At 62.9% G+C, this 15,693-nt stretch carries 15 protein-coding genes and 1 pseudogene; 10 read left to right on the top strand and 6 right to left on the bottom strand.

Annotated features, from left to right (window positions below; genetic code table 11):
• Nucleotides 1–112 precede the first annotated feature (112 nt).
• Nucleotides 113–580, top strand: a complete 468-nt coding sequence (locus ACSEXS_RS05155) for a hypothetical protein (RefSeq protein ID WP_438432096.1) — start codon at nt 113–115, stop codon at nt 578–580.
• A gap of 126 nt (nt 581–706) precedes the next feature.
• Complete coding sequence (locus ACSEXS_RS05160; RefSeq protein ID WP_438432097.1) at nt 707–889, top strand: YqzE family protein; 183 nt, start codon at nt 707–709, stop codon at nt 887–889.
• A 41-nt stretch (nt 890–930) separates the two neighbouring features.
• On the opposite strand, the gene ACSEXS_RS05165 is transcribed toward ACSEXS_RS05160, so the two are convergent.
• The 3 genes and pseudogenes from ACSEXS_RS05165 to ACSEXS_RS05175 all read right to left on the bottom strand — a co-directional run.
• Nucleotides 931–1,986: a hypothetical protein gene (locus tag ACSEXS_RS05165; protein WP_438432098.1), complete on the bottom strand. Its 1,056-nt coding sequence runs from the start codon at nt 1,984–1,986 to the stop codon at nt 931–933.
• 147 nt (nt 1,987–2,133) lie between these two features.
• Nucleotides 2,134–3,150 carry a YqhG family protein gene (locus ACSEXS_RS05170; RefSeq protein WP_438432099.1) on the bottom strand — a complete coding sequence of 339 codons (1,017 nt, stop codon included), beginning with the start codon at nt 3,148–3,150 and terminating at the stop codon, nt 2,134–2,136.
• A gap of 611 nt (nt 3,151–3,761) precedes the next feature.
• A pseudogene (locus tag ACSEXS_RS05175) lies at nt 3,762–5,447 on the bottom strand (DEAD/DEAH box helicase); the annotation flags it as partial.
• A 198-nt stretch (nt 5,448–5,645) separates the two neighbouring features.
• On the opposite strand from ACSEXS_RS05175, the gene ACSEXS_RS05180 reads away from it, so the two are divergent.
• From ACSEXS_RS05180 to larB, 8 genes are all read left to right on the top strand, one after another.
• A complete protein-coding gene (locus ACSEXS_RS05180; RefSeq protein WP_438432100.1) occupies nt 5,646–6,038 on the top strand; it encodes a MerR family transcriptional regulator in 393 nt (130 codons plus the stop codon).
• 75 nt (nt 6,039–6,113) lie between these two features.
• Nucleotides 6,114–7,274 carry an aldo/keto reductase gene (locus ACSEXS_RS05185; protein ID WP_438432101.1) on the top strand — a complete coding sequence of 387 codons (1,161 nt, stop codon included), beginning with the start codon at nt 6,114–6,116 and terminating at the stop codon, nt 7,272–7,274.
• Between the two features lie 21 nt (nt 7,275–7,295).
• Complete coding sequence (gene cbiM / locus ACSEXS_RS05190; RefSeq protein ID WP_438432102.1) at nt 7,296–8,297, top strand: cobalt transporter CbiM; 1,002 nt, start codon at nt 7,296–7,298, stop codon at nt 8,295–8,297.
• Nucleotides 8,290–9,189, top strand: a complete 900-nt coding sequence (locus tag ACSEXS_RS05195; RefSeq protein WP_438432103.1) for an energy-coupling factor transporter transmembrane component T — start codon at nt 8,290–8,292, stop codon at nt 9,187–9,189. The genes cbiM and ACSEXS_RS05195 overlap by 8 nt, the downstream gene beginning before the upstream one ends.
• 11 nt (nt 9,190–9,200) lie before the next feature.
• Complete coding sequence (locus ACSEXS_RS05200) at nt 9,201–9,926, top strand: energy-coupling factor ABC transporter ATP-binding protein (protein WP_438432104.1); 726 nt, start codon at nt 9,201–9,203, stop codon at nt 9,924–9,926.
• A gap of 24 nt (nt 9,927–9,950) precedes the next feature.
• A complete protein-coding gene (gene larC, locus ACSEXS_RS05205) occupies nt 9,951–11,408 on the top strand; it encodes a nickel pincer cofactor biosynthesis protein LarC (protein ID WP_438432105.1) in 1,458 nt (485 codons plus the stop codon).
• The gene (gene larE, locus ACSEXS_RS05210; protein ID WP_438432106.1) at nt 11,386–12,258 is read left to right on the top strand and encodes an ATP-dependent sacrificial sulfur transferase LarE; all 873 of its coding nucleotides are present in this window, start codon (nt 11,386–11,388) and stop codon (nt 12,256–12,258) included. Before larC ends, larE begins: the two co-directional genes overlap by 23 nt.
• A gap of 6 nt (nt 12,259–12,264) precedes the next feature.
• Entirely contained in the window at nt 12,265–13,011 is a 747-nt protein-coding gene (larB, locus tag ACSEXS_RS05215) for a nickel pincer cofactor biosynthesis protein LarB (RefSeq protein WP_438432107.1), read from the top strand.
• A 155-nt stretch (nt 13,012–13,166) separates the two neighbouring features.
• Here larB and ACSEXS_RS05220 read toward each other — a convergent pair whose 3' ends face one another.
• The 3 genes from ACSEXS_RS05220 to ACSEXS_RS05230 all read right to left on the bottom strand — a co-directional run bounded on the left by ACSEXS_RS05220 (nt 13,167) and on the right by ACSEXS_RS05230 (nt 15,296).
• Nucleotides 13,167–14,204, bottom strand: a complete 1,038-nt coding sequence (locus ACSEXS_RS05220) for a hypothetical protein (RefSeq protein WP_438432108.1) — start codon at nt 14,202–14,204, stop codon at nt 13,167–13,169.
• Nucleotides 14,201–14,689 (bottom strand): RNA polymerase sigma factor, encoded by a 489-nt coding sequence (locus ACSEXS_RS05225; RefSeq protein ID WP_438432109.1) that lies wholly within the window; start codon nt 14,687–14,689, stop codon nt 14,201–14,203. Before ACSEXS_RS05225 ends, ACSEXS_RS05220 begins: the two co-directional genes overlap by 4 nt.
• Before the next feature lie 127 nt (nt 14,690–14,816).
• Nucleotides 14,817–15,296, bottom strand: a complete 480-nt coding sequence (locus ACSEXS_RS05230) for a DinB family protein (RefSeq protein ID WP_438432110.1) — start codon at nt 15,294–15,296, stop codon at nt 14,817–14,819.
• Nucleotides 15,297–15,693 lie beyond the last annotated feature (397 nt).

Consider the following 15,693-nt stretch of genomic DNA (forward strand, 5'->3'; position numbering starts at 1 on the left):
CGTGTGTTTTCCGTTACCGGGCAGGCTTTTTCTTATGGCTGATCATGGAAAAATCAGGAATCGACGTTGGGTTGTGGAAAGAGTCGAGAGCAAAAGGAAGGGGGAGCAACGGGTGCCTCAAGTTACGAAAGGCGGCAAGTATGTGTTCGGCTGGTCGGTGGTGCGCGAGAATGGTCAAGTCAAGCTGCCTACCATGGCTGCGGAAGAGTATGACATTGCTTCGGAGGGTAGGGTGATCCTCTTTTCCGGGAGCGGCAAGACGGGCGGATTTTGTGTAACGCGCCACGGGCTTTTGGCGGCTTCTCCCCTGGGGGTGCTGCCCGACAACCCCGATTTGGCCCGGTATGAACGGGAGGAAGGCCTCTTCGTCGGGTACAAGGGACGGAAGTACGCTTGGCTGACGATAGGCGAGGATGGCGTCTTGTCTTTGTCGGGCGAGATGTTAAAGGTGTTGAAGATTGGACCGGGTTCGCGGCTGCTGTCCATTCGCGGCAGTTGCTACGCTTTCGTCATGGGAGCCAAGGGACCGCTCTTGGAGCGGGCGAACGGGTACCCGGGTACCATTGACTGCTTTCTTTGACCCTGGGACACATCCTGTGGAAGAGGAACGGACGGTCCGTTTTTGCCAACAAGGCCTTATACCGAGTTAAGGGAATAGAACGGGCCAGCCATGGGCAAGCTGGTAACGACCAAGGGAGGTGGGCGAGTGGCATCCAAACGCGACGATCTGGTCAAATACATCACCGAGCAGGTGGTGACCTTCATCGAAACGCCGAAGGAGGAGCGCAAAGCGAAGCATTCGACAAAAGCCAAAGAGCCCTGGACGGTCCATTGGTTTGGCGTTATTCCCGATTCGCTTCGGCTTCTGTTCGGCGGCAGGAAAAGGTAAAGCGTCCGCATCTTGTCTGCGGGCGCTTTATTATTGTTGGTTTAAGGTGTTCGGGCCGAGGCCGGGAAAAAGCGGCCGCGTTCGACCGTGGTCCAAGCGAGGAAACGGCTGCCTTCCTGCTCGAGACCGACGAACACGGAGCCGTCGTTCCATTCGTGGAAGCCGTCGACGGCCAAGGGATACAGACACTGATCGCCGTAGACCTTCAGCAGAAGGCCGACGGGCGTCCTTTGCAACAGCGGCAAGAGCTCGGCGGCGCTTGGGGTCGCTTGCAACCAGGCCGAGGGCTTGATCCAGCCGGTGTCCGCCGAATCCGTGGATATCGCGGCCGCGTGCCATTCGGTTTCCACACGCGAGGGACTCGCGGGATTCGCGGGACTGGAGTCGGGAAGAGAGACGACACCAGGCGGCTCGGCGGTTTGCAATCCCTCCTGCGGAGTCCTCGCGGAATCCAAATCGGGCAGCCGCTGGCCCGACTTGGCGTCCAAGTAGAGCGTCTCGCTATCTATCTTGACGATCCAGTAGCTTTCCATCGGACCGAGGTAGATCCGCTGGAGCTGGTCGGAATCGTAGGGGTCTTCGTCATCGGTATCGAGAATGAGTCCGCGCTGCGCCAAAACGCGGTGCAGCGTATTCAAGCTGAACAGGGGATAGGGACCGCTGCCGTATTCGGCCAAGCCGAGCGTACCGTCCGGCGCGAAGGTCACAACCAGATAGCCGGCTTCGTCGCCGTCCCGGATCACCGTGACCAGCCAGGAATGGGTGCCGGGACCGAGCACCTCGGTTCGGTGGGAAGCCTGGCTCCAGCTCTCGAAGCCCGGCTGCCGCGACAGCTCGCCGATCCAGCCGGCGATCTTCGCTTCAAGCGCTTGCTCGGAAGGGGAAGCGGAATGAACGGAAAACTTTTCCGCGTTCTTAGGAAGTTCGGCCGAGGCGGAGGGGAGCGAGGCTCCGGTGCCGCCCGGTTGCGGAGCGGAAGCTTCCATTCCGGGCGCGGACGGACCGGGAGCGGCCGCCGCTCCGGCCGCCGCGGAAGCGAGCAGGCAAGCGGCGAAGAGCAGGGCGGCACGGAGCGCCGCCGTTGAGATGGGTTTCAATGGGTCACCGCCGTTTCTTCAGGGATTTACGTCTATGCGGTCATTGTACAAGCTATGCCGGGAAAAGTTTGTTTATTCCTGGGGGGCGATCCGCCGCTTTATTTCCGGAACCGTGCCGGGGATTAGCGGCTTTCGTCGCCCTCCTCCTTACACTTCTTCCAAGAGATGCAGCATCGCGCAGTTTACGGCGGATACGCGAACGCGCGGCGAATATTGCCACTCCGCTTCCTCGCGCCGCAGGGTATACTGCTCCTGGCCTTTGGCCAATTCCTCCTCCTCGAGCCCCTTCAGCGACTCCTCGTAAAAGCCGTCGATTCGCGCCAGTTCCTCGGCCAGCCGGTCGCGCGCTTCCTCCGCCCAGCGGAAATCGTAGGCTTTTAGCTTCTTTTCCAGGTGCGCCTCCAGTAGCGAAGCTGCCCGGTTCAACGTGTATTTGGCCGGCAGCAGGTGGATTCCGGCGGGGATGCGGGGCGTCAGCTTCCGCTTGCGGACCTTGTCCCAGAAATTCTCCACAAGCCGGCCCGTCGCGAGCTGAAGGCCCAACGAATGCAGCTCCTCGCGCTTCATGTCGGAGATCAGCTCGACGCGGTAATTTACGCACAGCCATGGCTCGGCGGAGGCCGCGCGGGGCTGGCCGCCGCTGCGGCCGCTGTCCTCGAACAGCCGGACGCAGCTTCCCTTGCGTTGAACCGTCTGGAAGATCTGGTTCAACCGCCGGCTGCCGAAGGCGACGGAGTCCGTCGGAATCCGGCTGATCGGCGGCAGCTGCACGCCGAAGTACCGGCCGAGAATGGAATTTGTCGGCCCGGCGGGCGCGCCTGCGGGCGGAGCGGTACTCGCCGCCGCAGGTGAAGCGGTCCCCGCCGCCGCAAGCGGCACCGTGCCCGGCGGAGCGGCCATCGGCGGCGGCCCGCCGGAGCCCGGGGCCGCGACCGTGCCGATCCGCGCCTCGGCGGCCGGGTCGAACACGAAGCGCATCGTCATCGTCTCGGCGGGGACGCCGGTTTTCTCGACGAAGCTCCAATAATAAGAGCGGCCCGTCAGCTCCTTGTCCGCCTCCGGCGACAGCTTCACGAGCAGGGAGGAGGAGGTTTTCTCCAGCACCTCGCAGTTCAGCGCCTCCAGGAAGCGGAGCATGTAGCGTTCCACTTGTTTGCTGTTCATGCGTCATCCTCCCCTCCGGCGGAGACGGCGGCATCCTGCACAGCGGCCGCTGCGACGGAGCCGCTGTCCGGCAGGAAGCGGTAGGAGCTTAGCCCGCTTCTGGCCGGGGCGGACCGCTTGGCGCCGGGAGCTGCATCCAACACACTGCCGGACGACCTCGACGCACTGCCCCGAGCCGCACCGCCCGCTGTCCGCGCAGCCGCACCGCCCGTCGCCGATCCGCCTGCTGCCCGCGCAGCCGCACTGCCCCGAGCCGCACCGCCTGCTGCCCGCGCAGCCGCACCGCCCGGAGCCGATCCGCCTGCTGCCCGCGCAGCCGCACTGCCCCGAGCCGCACCGCCCGCTGCCCGCGCCTGCGCACCGCCCTCCGGCGCACCGCCCTCCGGCGCACCGCCCTCCGGCGAACTGCCCGCCGCCCGCGCCTGCGGTTCGCCGCCCTTTGCCGGACGGCGGCCATCGGATTCCCCGCCGCCGGTTCCGGCTCCGCTGCGCGCCGATGAACGTTCGGACGCGCTAGACCGCCCCGCTGCGCTTCGTCCATTCCCGGTGGCTGCGCTCCGTGCCTCCCCGCTGGATCCTCTCCGTGTATCCCCGCCGTCGTCCGCACCCAGGACCCCGTCGCCGAATCGCTCCAGCCGCTTTTTCAAATCCTGCTCGCCGTCCGCCTCCATCACGATCTTCATCAGATCGTTCTCGATCGCGGCTTTCTTTTCCATTGACTCCAGGATGTGATCCAACCCGCCGATGACCAGCTCGAACATGTTGATCTTCTCGTGCAGGAGCTGGAGGATATGCTCTTCGATCGTCCCTTGGGTCGAGAGGTTGTAGATGTTCACGTCATGCTCCTGGCCGAGCCGGTGCACCCGGCCGATCCGCTGCTCGAGCCGCATCGGATTCCACGGCAGATCGAAATTGATCATGTGATGGCAGAACTGCAGGTTGATCCCTTCGCCGCCCGCTTCGGTGGCGACCAGAATCTGGGCGCGGCCGCGGAACAGATCCATCATCCAATCTTTCTTGCCGCGGTTCATTCCGCCCCGGTAGGGCACGGCGGATAGCCCGTGATCCTTCAGGAACTTCAGCAGATATTCCTGGGAGGCGCGGTACTCCGTGAAAATGATGACCTTGTCCCCGATGGATTGGACCAGCTCCATCGTTTTTTCCGCTTTGCTGTTGGCAGTGATGGCGCGGATCAGCTCGACCAGCTCCCAGACCTTCGGCCGCATCGGCGACTCTTCGGGCAGCTTCTTGAACAGGTTGACCAGGGTGACGAACACCGCGTCCCGGCTGGAGCAGACCTCCCGCTGGAGGGTGACCAGGGTGAAGGCGCTGGCGGTCTGCCGGCCCATCTCGTCATAGCGCTCCTTGACGAACCGGGTAACGCCGTCGTAGAGCGCCTGCTCGTCGGGCGAGAGTGTGAGCGGAATGTTGCGGACCAGCCGCTTGGTGAAATCGACGCCTCCGTCGGAACGGCGGTTGCGGATCATGATCTTCGACAGCTCCGATTGCAGCAGCCCTTCGTTCTTGGGCGTGCGCTTCTCCACCACGAACTTGTCCTGAAAGCTGCCCTGCCCGCCGAGCTGTCCGGGCTTCAGCACGTTGATCAGGTTGTACAGCTCGTCCATATCGTTCTGCACGGGAGTGGCCGTGAGCAGCAGGCAGTATTTGCGCCGCAGGCCGCTGACGAACTGGTAATTGGTCGTCTTCTTGTTCTTGAGCTTGTGCGCTTCGTCGATGATGAGCATGTCGTAGTCCATGCCGAGCACGATGTCCCGGTGAGGCGGACGCTTGGCGGTGTCCATCGAGGCCACGATCACGTCCGTGGTCGCCCACATGTATTCTTTTTTCTGCGCTGCGGCGGGAATGCCGAACTTCTGGTTCAGCTCGCGCACCCATTGCAGCACAAGGGAAGCGGGCACGAGAATGAGCGCTTTTTTGACGAGCCCGCGGATCAGGTATTCCTTCAGCACGAGTCCGGCTTCGATGGTCTTGCCGAGACCGACCTCGTCGGCGAGAATGGCCCGTCCGCGCATGCCGAACAGCACCTTGCGGGCGGTCTCGACCTGATGGGCGAGCGGGGTGAAGCCCGGCAGGAGCGAGAGGCATTGCAGCTCATCGAAGGACCGGACGAGACGGGCTTCCTCGGATTCGAGCGCGAGCTGAAACAGCGCGGCATCGTCCCAGGGGCCTCCCCGGTCCATGCGGGCTTCCAGGCCGCCGAGCCAGCTTCGGTCGAAGTGAACCGGAAGGCCGCCGGGCCCTATTTTGACAAGCTCGCTTGCATCCGGTTGGCGCATGGGGCTTCCTCCGTTTTCTCGGATCTTCCTGCTTTAAGCGCAGTTGAGAGTATTAGTATGGTCGAAGAAAAGAATTTTCATAACTTGGCCGGAAAAAGCCGAAGCATGGCCGAAAATCGGCTGTTGACTTCGAGTGTGCTCGAAGGTGTAAGATGAGTACGTCGTGAAGACCGGAAAGGCGAGAGGAGGGAACGACGGATGGCATTGACCATCAAAGAAGCGGCCGAGCAGACGGGGCTGACGGCCCATACGCTGCGTTATTACGAGCAGGAGGGGCTGCTTCCGGAGCTGAAGCGGGACGAGCGGGGAAACCGGCTGTTCGAGCTGTCCGATATGGACTGGCTGCACTTTATCTGCTGCCTGCGCGACACCGGGATGCCGGTCTCAAGGGTGAGGCATTTTGCCGAGCTGGCCTTTCAGGGGGACCACACCATGAGGGAGCGGCTGCAGATTCTTCAGGAGCACAAGCGGGCAACCGAGCGGAAGCTGGAGGAGATGAGCGGATTCTTGAGCAAAATCACTCATAAGGCCGCCTGGTACGAGCAGCTCGTACGGGAAAAGGAAGGGACGGAAGCGGTGGGGGAAGCCTGAGAAGCTTCGGTTTCGGGCTTGAGTTTGCATTAATATGTGAAAAATGTCACACCAATTTGAGGGAGGAACGGACTCATGTTATACCGTACGTACGGAAAAACACAGGAACAAGTCTCCATTCTCGGCTTTGGCTGCATGCGCCTGCCGATCATCGAAGGGGGAACGGCCCGCGACATCGACGACTCCAAGGCCATTCCGATGCTGCGCCATGCCATCGACAACGGCGTGAACTATGTCGATACGGCTTATCCCTATCATGGAGACGGCATGGGAGGAGGCGGCGCCAGCGAGCCGTTCGTCGCCCGGGCGCTGAAGGACGGGTACCGCGAGAAGGTGTTCATCGCCACCAAGCTGCCGGCTTGGCTGATTCAGAAGCGGGAAGACATGGACCGCTACCTGAACGAGCAGTTGGAGCGGCTGGAGACCGATCACATCGACTTTTACCTGGTACACGCCCTGAATACCGGCACCTGGAAAACGGTGAAGGAGTTGGGCATCGGCGAATTTCTCGACTCCGCGATCCGCGACGGCCGCATCCGTCATGCCGGCTTCTCGTTCCACGACGAGCTGCCGCTGTTCAAGGAGATCGTGGACGCCTACGACTGGAGCTTCTGCCAGGTGCAGTACAACTACCTTGACGAGAACTTTCAGGCGGGCCTTGAGGGGCTGGAATACGCAGCCGCCCGCGGGCTCGGCATCTCCGTCATGGAACCGCTGCGCGGAGGCAAGCTGGCGCGCGAGCTTCCCGCCGGTGTGCAGGCGGCGTTTGACCAGGCCGAGACCAAACGGACTCCGGCGGAATGGGCGTTCCGGTTCGTATTCAATCATCCCGGCGTAAGTCTGGCACTCAGCGGCATGAGCACCATGGAGCAGGTGGAAGACAACCTGCGCATCGCGGCGGAGGCCGAGGCGAATTCCCTCACCGAGCGGGAGCTCGCGATTGTAAAAGAAGCGGAAACCGCCTTCCGACGCATGCGCATCAGTTGCACCGCCTGCGCCTACTGCATGCCCTGTCCGGCCGGAGTCGACATTCCGGGGAATTTTTCCTACATCAATGAATATTATTTCCTCGATCACGATAACCCGAAGAAAGGCCTGAAGGACCGCTATGCCGCCCGAATGGAAGAGGAGCACCGCGCCGGCGCCTGCGTCGAATGCGGCACCTGCGAGGAGCACTGCCCGCAAAATCTCTCCATCATCGAGGAGCTGAAGCATGTGGCCGAGGTGTTCGCCTAAGCCGGCGGACAAGGAACCCGAATGCACATTCCCGACAATTACTTGAGCCCGTCCACCTGTGCGGTCATGGCGGCCGCCATGCTGCCCGTGTGGCGCTGGGCGGGACGCCGGGTGAAGCAGGAGCTCACGCGCAAGAAAATGCCGCTCCTCGGAGTGGGGGCGGCCTTCTCTTTCCTGATCATGATGGTCAACCTGCCCCTTCCGGGCGGGACCAGCGGGCATGCCGTCGGGGCGGCGCTGGCCGCCATCCTGTGGGGACCGGCGTTCGCCGTGATTTCCACCTCGGCGGCGCTCGCCATCCAGGCCCTCATGTTCGGCGACGGGGGCGTCCTTGCCTACGGGGCCAATTGCTTCAACATGGCCTTCGTCATGCCGATGGTCGCGTATGCTCTGTTCCGGCTGATCGCCGGCCGTTTCGCTAGCACGAAGGGAAAAGCGGCCGCCGCCTTTCTCGCCGGCTATGTCTCCCTGAATGCCGCCGCTTTCCTGACGGCGGTCGAATTCGGCATCCAGCCGCTGCTGTTTACCGATTCGGCCGGGAGGCCGCTCTACGGTCCGTACGGACTGGACATCGCCGTTCCGGCGATGATGATCCCTCATCTGCTCGTGGTCGGCATCATGGAAGGGCTGGTGACCGCGGGTGTCTACCGCTATGTGAGCAAGGCTTCTCCCGGCCTGATCTACGAAGGAGGCCGCCTTTCCCTCAAAAAAGCTTGGGCGTTCCTCGGGGCGCTGCTGGCGCTTACGCCGCTCGGCTTGCTTGCAGCCGGGACGGCCTGGGGCGAATGGGGGACGGACGAAGTCGGCGGCCTGCTCGGGTATATCCCCGAAGGCATGCGCCGGGGCTTCGCCTGGAAAGCGCCGCTGCCCGACTATTCGCTCGTCAGCCTGCATGCGGTCGCCGGGTATCTGCTGTCGGCGGCGGTCGGGGCGCTGCTTCTCGGAGCGGCGGCCTGGCTTGTCATGAAGCGACTGCCTGCCAAGGCGGCGAAGCCGGACGGCGCGGAGCGGGGCCATGAGTGAAACCGGCGGAACCCCGCCGGACTGGCTGCTGGTCCGCGAGAGCTTCGAGCCCGCTTCGGGGAAGGATCGCTTCCTCGACCGAAGCCTGACCGGCTTCCTTCGAGCGGTCTCGGTGTTTCGCCATTCGCCGGTTCGGGCGCCCGTCTCCGCGATTCGCCCGGCCCTGCGCGCGGCGGGAGCCCTGCTGCTGCTCATCCTGACCGCGCTCAGCCGCCGGTTCGAATTCGTCGCAGCCGTGGACGGAGTCCTGCTCGCCTTGGCCGCCCGGACGTGGTGGGCCTGCTCGGCTTTGGAGGCATCGGTCCCTGTCCGGGGCATGTCCCGCGCTGCAGCATTCCTCCGCCAGGCGGGCCGCGGGCTTGCGGCCTGTCTCGTGTTTCCGTTCCTGCTCGCCGTCATGCTGGTTCCCGCCATGCTGCTGGGACATGTCTCGTCCAGCCTGCTGCTTGTGCTCAAAACGGCCACCAGCCTGGTCATCGTCCGGACGCTCGTCATGAGCGGCGGCGTCGTTGGCCTGCTGAGGGGTCTCAAGGCGCTGCATTTGCCCGATCTGGTCCTCTGGATCGCCGAGATGGCGGTGCGCTCCATTGTGCTCCTGGGCGAACACGGACTTGCGCTGCTGCAGGCGCTGAAGCTCCGGCGGGTAGGCGGAGCGCGCGGGCGTCAGCCCTTCGCCGGTTCCTCCGCCGGCGCGTACCGGCCGCTCACCGGTATCCTCGGCAGCTTGTTTCTGCGGACGATCCAAGTGAGCGAGGAGACGGCGGAGGCGATGGAATGCCGCGGCTTTGTCGGCGAGTATCGGACCGCACCATCGGCGGGGCGGTTCTCCGCCGCCGAGTGGCGGTTTCTGGGCCTCTCGCTGCTGCTTGCGGCTTGTTTTTTTGCCGGATAAGGAGAGAAACGATGATTGACATCCAAAAGGTAACTTACCGCTACCTCGGCAAACCGGCGCTCGTCGAAGCCGATCTCCAGATCGAGGCAGGCGACTCGGTGGCGGTGATCGGCCCAAACGGCAGCGGCAAATCGACGCTGCTTAAACTGCTGGGCGGTCTGCTCCATCCCAGCGAGGGCCGCTATCTGCTGGACGGGAAGGAGATCGTCGAAGCGGCGCTCAAGGATCCGGTTTATTCCCGGCAGTTCCATCAACGGATCGGCTTCGTGTTCCAGAACCCGGACACGCAGCTCTTCTGCTCGAGCGTGGAAGAGGAAGTCGCGTTCGGGCCGGAGCAGATGGGCTTGTCCGTTCCCGAGGTCAAGCGCCGGGTGGACGACTGTCTGGCGCTCTTGCAGATAGCGGACCTGCGCGGCGAGCATCCCTGGAACCTGAGCGGAGGCGAGAAGAAGCGGGTCGCCATCGCGGCGGTGCTGGCAATGAACCCGGAGGTGCTGCTCCTGGACGAGCCGATGAACGGCATCGATCCGAAGGGCAAGGCTTTCCTCCGCGACTTGCTTCTCCGGTTGAACGCCGCCGGCAAGACGGTCGTGGCGGCAACCCACGATTTCGCCTACATCGATGGCTTGTTCCGGCGGGCGGCCGTGTTCTCCGAGGACCACCGGCTGGTGAGGGACGGAAGCTGCGGGGAGATTCTGGCCGACCGGCCGTTTCTGGCCCGCCACAATATCATCTGAATTCAGGAAAATGGGTGACTTGCCATGAAGATTCTCTATTATGACTGCTTTGCCGGAATCAGCGGCGATATGCACCTCGGCGCCCTGTTGGACGCCGGAGTCGACGCAGATTATTTCTTAAGCGAGCTTGCCAAGCTCGGGCTGAACGACGAGTATGAGATTCGCATCGCCAAAGGCCTGAAGAACGGCATCAGCGGCACGAAGGTGGATGTTCTCTTAACCGGGCGCAGCGGCGGAGCTTCGCCGGATGGGATTCGCCCGCTGGAGGTAAAACCCTCTCCAGCGGGGTCGCGCTTTAAGATGGCGGCTGCGCATCCTTCGCACAGCCACAGTCATTCGCATTCGCATGACCACGTTCACGGTCATTCGCATTCCCACGTGCATGACCATTCCCAGGCGCATGACCATTCCCATGTGCATGACCATTCCCACGAACATGGTCATTCCCACGAACATGGTCATTCGCACAGCCACGGCCACTCGCATTTGCACGATCACCAACGCAATATCGGCGACATCGAAGCGATCATCTCTGCCAGCGCCCTGTCGGATCGGGTGAAGGAGCGGAGCATGGCCATTTTCATGCAGGTCGCGAAGGCGGAGGCGAAGGTGCACGGCAAGCCGCTCGACGAGGTGCATTTTCACGAGGTCGGGGCGATTGACTCGATCGTCGATATCGTCGGTGCGGCGATCTGCCTGGACTGCCTCGGGGTAGACCGGATTCTGGCCTCGTCCGTTCAGGTCGGCGGCGGCTTCGTCCGCTGCGCCCACGGCCTGATTCCCGTTCCGGCTCCCGCCACGGCGGAGATTCTGCGCGGCATCCCGGTGAAAGCCGGGCTGGTTCCCTTCGAGACGACCACGCCGACCGGAGCGGCGATCCTCGCCGCCGTCGTCGACGAATTTACGGACAAGACGGAATTCACCATTGAAGCGATCGGCTACGGCCTCGGCACCCGCGATCTGGAGATTCCGAACGCGCTGCGCGTCTATCTGGGACAAGCCGCCGAGAAGCCGGAGCCCGCAGGCGATCCGATTCTGCTGGAGACGAACATCGACGACATGAACCCGGAGCTGTACGGGTACGTGGAGGAGCGGCTGTTCGCAAGCGGCGCTTCCGATGCATTCAAGACGCCGATTATCATGAAAAAAGGCCGCCCCGCCGTCAAGCTGAGCGTGCTGGTCAGCCCGAAGCGCGAGCGGCAGGTGCTGGACGTGATTTTCCGCGAGACAACCTCGCTCGGGGTGCGCCGGATTCCCGTCGGCAAGGCGATGCTGGAGCGAAGCTTCGTTCAGCACAGCACCCGCTTCGGCGAGGTGACGATCAAGAATTCGTACTATGAAGGTAAGCTCGTCAAGTATAAGCCGGAATACGAGGACTGCAAGCGGCTGGCCGAAGCGAACGGCGTGCCGATCTCCCGGATCTACCGGGAAATTACGAAGACCTACGAGGTGAACGAGAATGAATCCGAACCCGAAGTATGAGGCCCTGCTCAGCGATCTGAAATCGCTCGGACGTGTCGTGCTCGCCTTTTCCGGCGGCGTGGACAGCACTTTCCTGCTGCGCGCGGCCCGGGAAGTGCTGGGGGATAACCTGAAGGCGGTGACGATCCTGTCGCCCTACATTCCGAAATGGGAGATTGAAGAGGCGAAGCAGCTGGTCGCGGAGCTTGGCGTAGCCTACGAGATCATCGAAGCGCCGCTGATCGACTCGATCCGGTTCAACCCCGAGGACCGCTGCTACCTGTGCAAGACCGCCGTGTTCTCCCTGATCAAGGAAAATGCCGCCCGCGGCGGCTACGATACGGTCATCGACGGCACCAACTTCGACGACATCCAGGATTACCGCCCGGGGCTGAGGGCGCTCGGCGAGCTCGGAGTCAAGAGCCCGCTGCGGGAGGCGGGACTGACCAAGGCGGAGATTCGCGCCTTGTCCAAGGAGCTCGGCCTTCCCACTTGGGACAAGCCGCCGTATGCCTGCCTGCTCACGCGCATTCCGTACGGCAGCGAGCTGAAGGCGGAGGACTTCGAGAAGATCGAGCGAGCCGAGACCTTCATGATGAGCCTCGGCTTCCGTGCGATCCGCGTCCGCTGCCACGGGGACCTCGCCCGCCTCGAGGTGGCCCGCGAGGACCGTAGCCGTCTGTTCGACGAGGCGCTGATGGATCGCATCTCCGCCAAGCTGAAGGAATTCGGCTTCCGCTATGTCTCGCTGGACCTGGCCGGCTACCGGACGGGCAGCCTCAACGAGGCGATCGGCGCGGCAAGCCGGGCAAACTCGGAAACCCCGGCAAGCTCGGCAAATTCGAAAAATTCGGCAGAGGCGGCGGGGTGAGGCGGCATGGATAAGGAGACGCTTCGCCGCCTCTTGACGGGGGTCAGCGCGGGCGAGGTTCCGGTGGACGAGGCGCTTGCCAGCCTGGAGGACCTGCCCTTTAAGGATCTGGGCATGGCCCTGATCGACAACCACCGCGAGGTTCGCACCGGCGCGCCCGAAGTGGTCTACGGGGCGGGCAAGACGGTCGGCCAGGTGCGGGAGATCGTCGGCTACATGCTGACCCGCGACGCCAATATTCTCGTCACCCGGGCGACGGAGGACATGTACGCCGCCGTCCGCGAGCTCTGTCCGGAGGCAGTGTACAACCCGCTCGGCCGAACCATTTCCGTGCGGCGGCGCCTCCCGGCCGAAACGGACAGCTACATTGCCATCGTCGCCGCCGGCACGTCCGACCTGCCGGTGGTCGAGGAGGCGGCGGAGACGGCACGGATGCTCGGCAACCGCGTCGAGCAGATCACCGACGTCGGCGTGGCCGGAATCCACCGGCTGTTCGCCCGCCTTGACCTCATTCGCGGAGCAAAGGCAGTGATTGTGGTCGCCGGCATGGAGGGGGCGCTCGCCAGCGTGCTCGGCGGGCTCGTGGCCAAGCCGGTGATCGCCGTGCCCACGAGCGTCGGCTACGGCGCCAACTTCGGCGGCCTGGCGGCGCTCTTGTCGATGCTGAACAGCTGTGCCAGCGGCGTCAGCGTGGTCAATATCGACAACGGCTACGGCGCGGCCTGCTGCGCCAGCATGATCAATCACCTGTAGCCGGGTACGGCGGCAGGGTCTCGAAGGAGGTAGTGAACGGGAAGGTCGCACGATCGTCTCGGTTCCCGGTAATCCCACCCCGTCCCGACAGAAGCAAAAGCACGGCCAACGGAATTTTCTCCGCAGGGCCGTGCTTTTTTGCCGGGTGATTCGGTTTATTGTCCGTTCAAAGCCTGAAGCTCGTTCCACAGCTTGCCGAATGCGGACTCTTCGACCTGGAAGAAGACGCTTGGCATGCCGTACGAGACATAGCCTTGCTTGAACAGCCGCAGCTCTGTCTCCACGCCATCCTTCAAGCGCAGACGCAGGAAGGCTTGATCGGCGCCGCTGTCATAGATGCCCGAATCGACCAGCGGCCGGCTTTCCAGCGGCTTTGCCGAAGCGAGCGCCTGAACGAAGGCCTCGGCCGCCGCTTGATCGGGCAGGGGAATCCGCTTCTCGACGCCGTTGTTCCAGCTGTCGAACGGCAGGTAGGAGGCTTCGGCCACGTTTCCTTCGAGGCGAAGCAGCCCGAACAGGTCGGCGCCGCTCGTCAGGGTGCGGTCGTTCAGGTTTTCATACAGCTCTGCATAGACCTGCCCGTCCAACTCTTGGTACGCCATCAGCCGGAAGCTTTCGTCGTAGCCCTTCACCGCGTAGATATCGGTCTCTCCGATCGTGGAGGCAAGCTCCTTGGTAAATTCGCTCTGCTTGCTCCACTCGTCGATGCCGCCCTTGGTGTGTCCCAGCTTCTCTCCCCGGAGGGCAGCGGCGTCCGCCGGAGCGATTCGGGACATCGTCTGGGTGTAGATTCGCCCCTTGTAGACGAACAGGCCGATCATATCCATCAGCGGACCGCTGCTGTCGGGAAGGTCTACCTTGGGCAGGTAAACCGCTCCGGGAGCGGCTATTCCCAGCGGTGCCGCGCTCTGTCCGGCGGCACCGTTCGGGGAGGGAGCCGCCGCCGATGGGAGCGGCGCGTCCGCAGCCGGATGCCGGTCCGCGAAATAATACCCGGCTCCAGCGGCCAGCAGCAGAACGGCGGCGGCGGTTGCCGCGAAGGGGGCGCAGCGCCTCGGCCCCGGACGGCGGTTCGCCGCGGTATCGGCAGCTCCGGCGCTGCCCGCCGCGCTCGCGGCCTGGGCGATGCGGCTCTTCAGCTCCGGCGCAGGCTGGAGACGGTCAAGCGCGGTTTTCAACTGATCTTGTTTCATGAGGACTCCTCCTTGAGTTCAAGCCGAAGCAGCTCTCTGCCGCGTTTAAGCCGCATTTTGACCGCCGAGATTCCGATCTTCAGCGTTGCCGCGATCTCCTGGACCGGATAATCCTCGTAGTAGTGAAGATAGATAACCGCTTTGTAGCGGTCGGGCAAGCGGATGACCTCCTCCAGCACCTGCCGGTCCGCGGTCGTCCCTTCATAGAAGTCGAGGCTGTCCCGTTTGTCCACGCGGCGGCTCCACAAGCTGCTTCGCACCGATTTGCAGTGGTTCGTCACGACGCGGATCAGCCAGGCCTTCTCGTGACCGGGGTCGCGGAATTCGGGAGCCTTGTACAGCAGCTTCAGGAAGGTGTCCTGCACCGCCTCCTCCGCGTCGGCCCGGTTGGCGAGATGCACCATGGCGATCCGGTAGAGCATGGTACCGTAAGCTTCGTAAGCTTCGGAAAAGCGTTCGTCCGGCCGGGACGTCTCTCTTTGCATCGCGCGATGCCCTCCTTTACACCCGGAACACGAACGGGAGGCTCATTTGGTCACATTTTACCACAAGAAAAAAAGACCAACCGGAACATCCGGTCGGCCGGCAGTGCTCATACGCCTTCGCCAAGCCTTACTCCTGGGCGAAGCTGGCGCGAATCTGATCCATGTGGTGATGATCGTGCGAGATAAAATCGGTCATGTATTCCTCCACGTCGAAGCGGTGTCCGGCTCCGTCGAGGTAAGCCTGCTCGGGCTGAAACAGCCTGTCCGGCTGTTGGCCGAGCAGCGAGAGGATCTCGTTGCGGACGGCGATGGCGTCGTCGAGCAGCTGCTCGGGCGGGGTGGAAGCGCCGAAGACGGCGGCCTCTTTATTGAAGGAATCGAAATCGGTATGCTCTAAGGTGATGGGGCCTTGTTCGGCAACCGGTCGGACGGCCCGTTCCAGGAAATACCGGTCCCATTTCAGCAGGTGGGCGACGGCCTCGGCGGCGGTCCATTTTCCCGGACCGAGCGGTCTATGCCATTTGTTCTCCGGAACCTGCTTCCATTCCTCGGCCTGCTTCGGCCAAGCCATCATGGCGTCGATCAGTTCTTGCTTGGATTTGCTCATCTTCCTTCGGTGCCTCCTTCTCTCTCTTCCAAACCTTTTTACCACTAAAGTATTCGCGCCGAGAAGGCAAAATCCTTGTCGGAAGCCGTAAAAAGTAGCCGTTTATGCCAGAGGCCACCAAAAAAGCCATCGCTTCGCGTTCGGAGGAGGCGGCAAAAAAGGGAGCGCGGCGGAGAAAAGAAACAGACGGGCGACGCAACCCGGGGATTTTCCGCAAAAAATGATCCGCGTTCCACTCGTATCACAAAATATTGTGAGGTATAATGAGATTTGTCACTAAATCTTGTAGGGGTGTACCGGTATTCACAAGACATTGCCGGTGCGGCCAAGTGGCGTTTATTTTTTGCAACGTTATCGCTGCCTCTGCCGAACGGACAAGCAGCCAAGCATAGGAGGA

The organism is Gorillibacterium terrae, from assembly GCF_051594785.1.
Lineage (GTDB): Bacteria > Bacillota > Bacilli > Paenibacillales > NBRC-103111 > Gorillibacterium.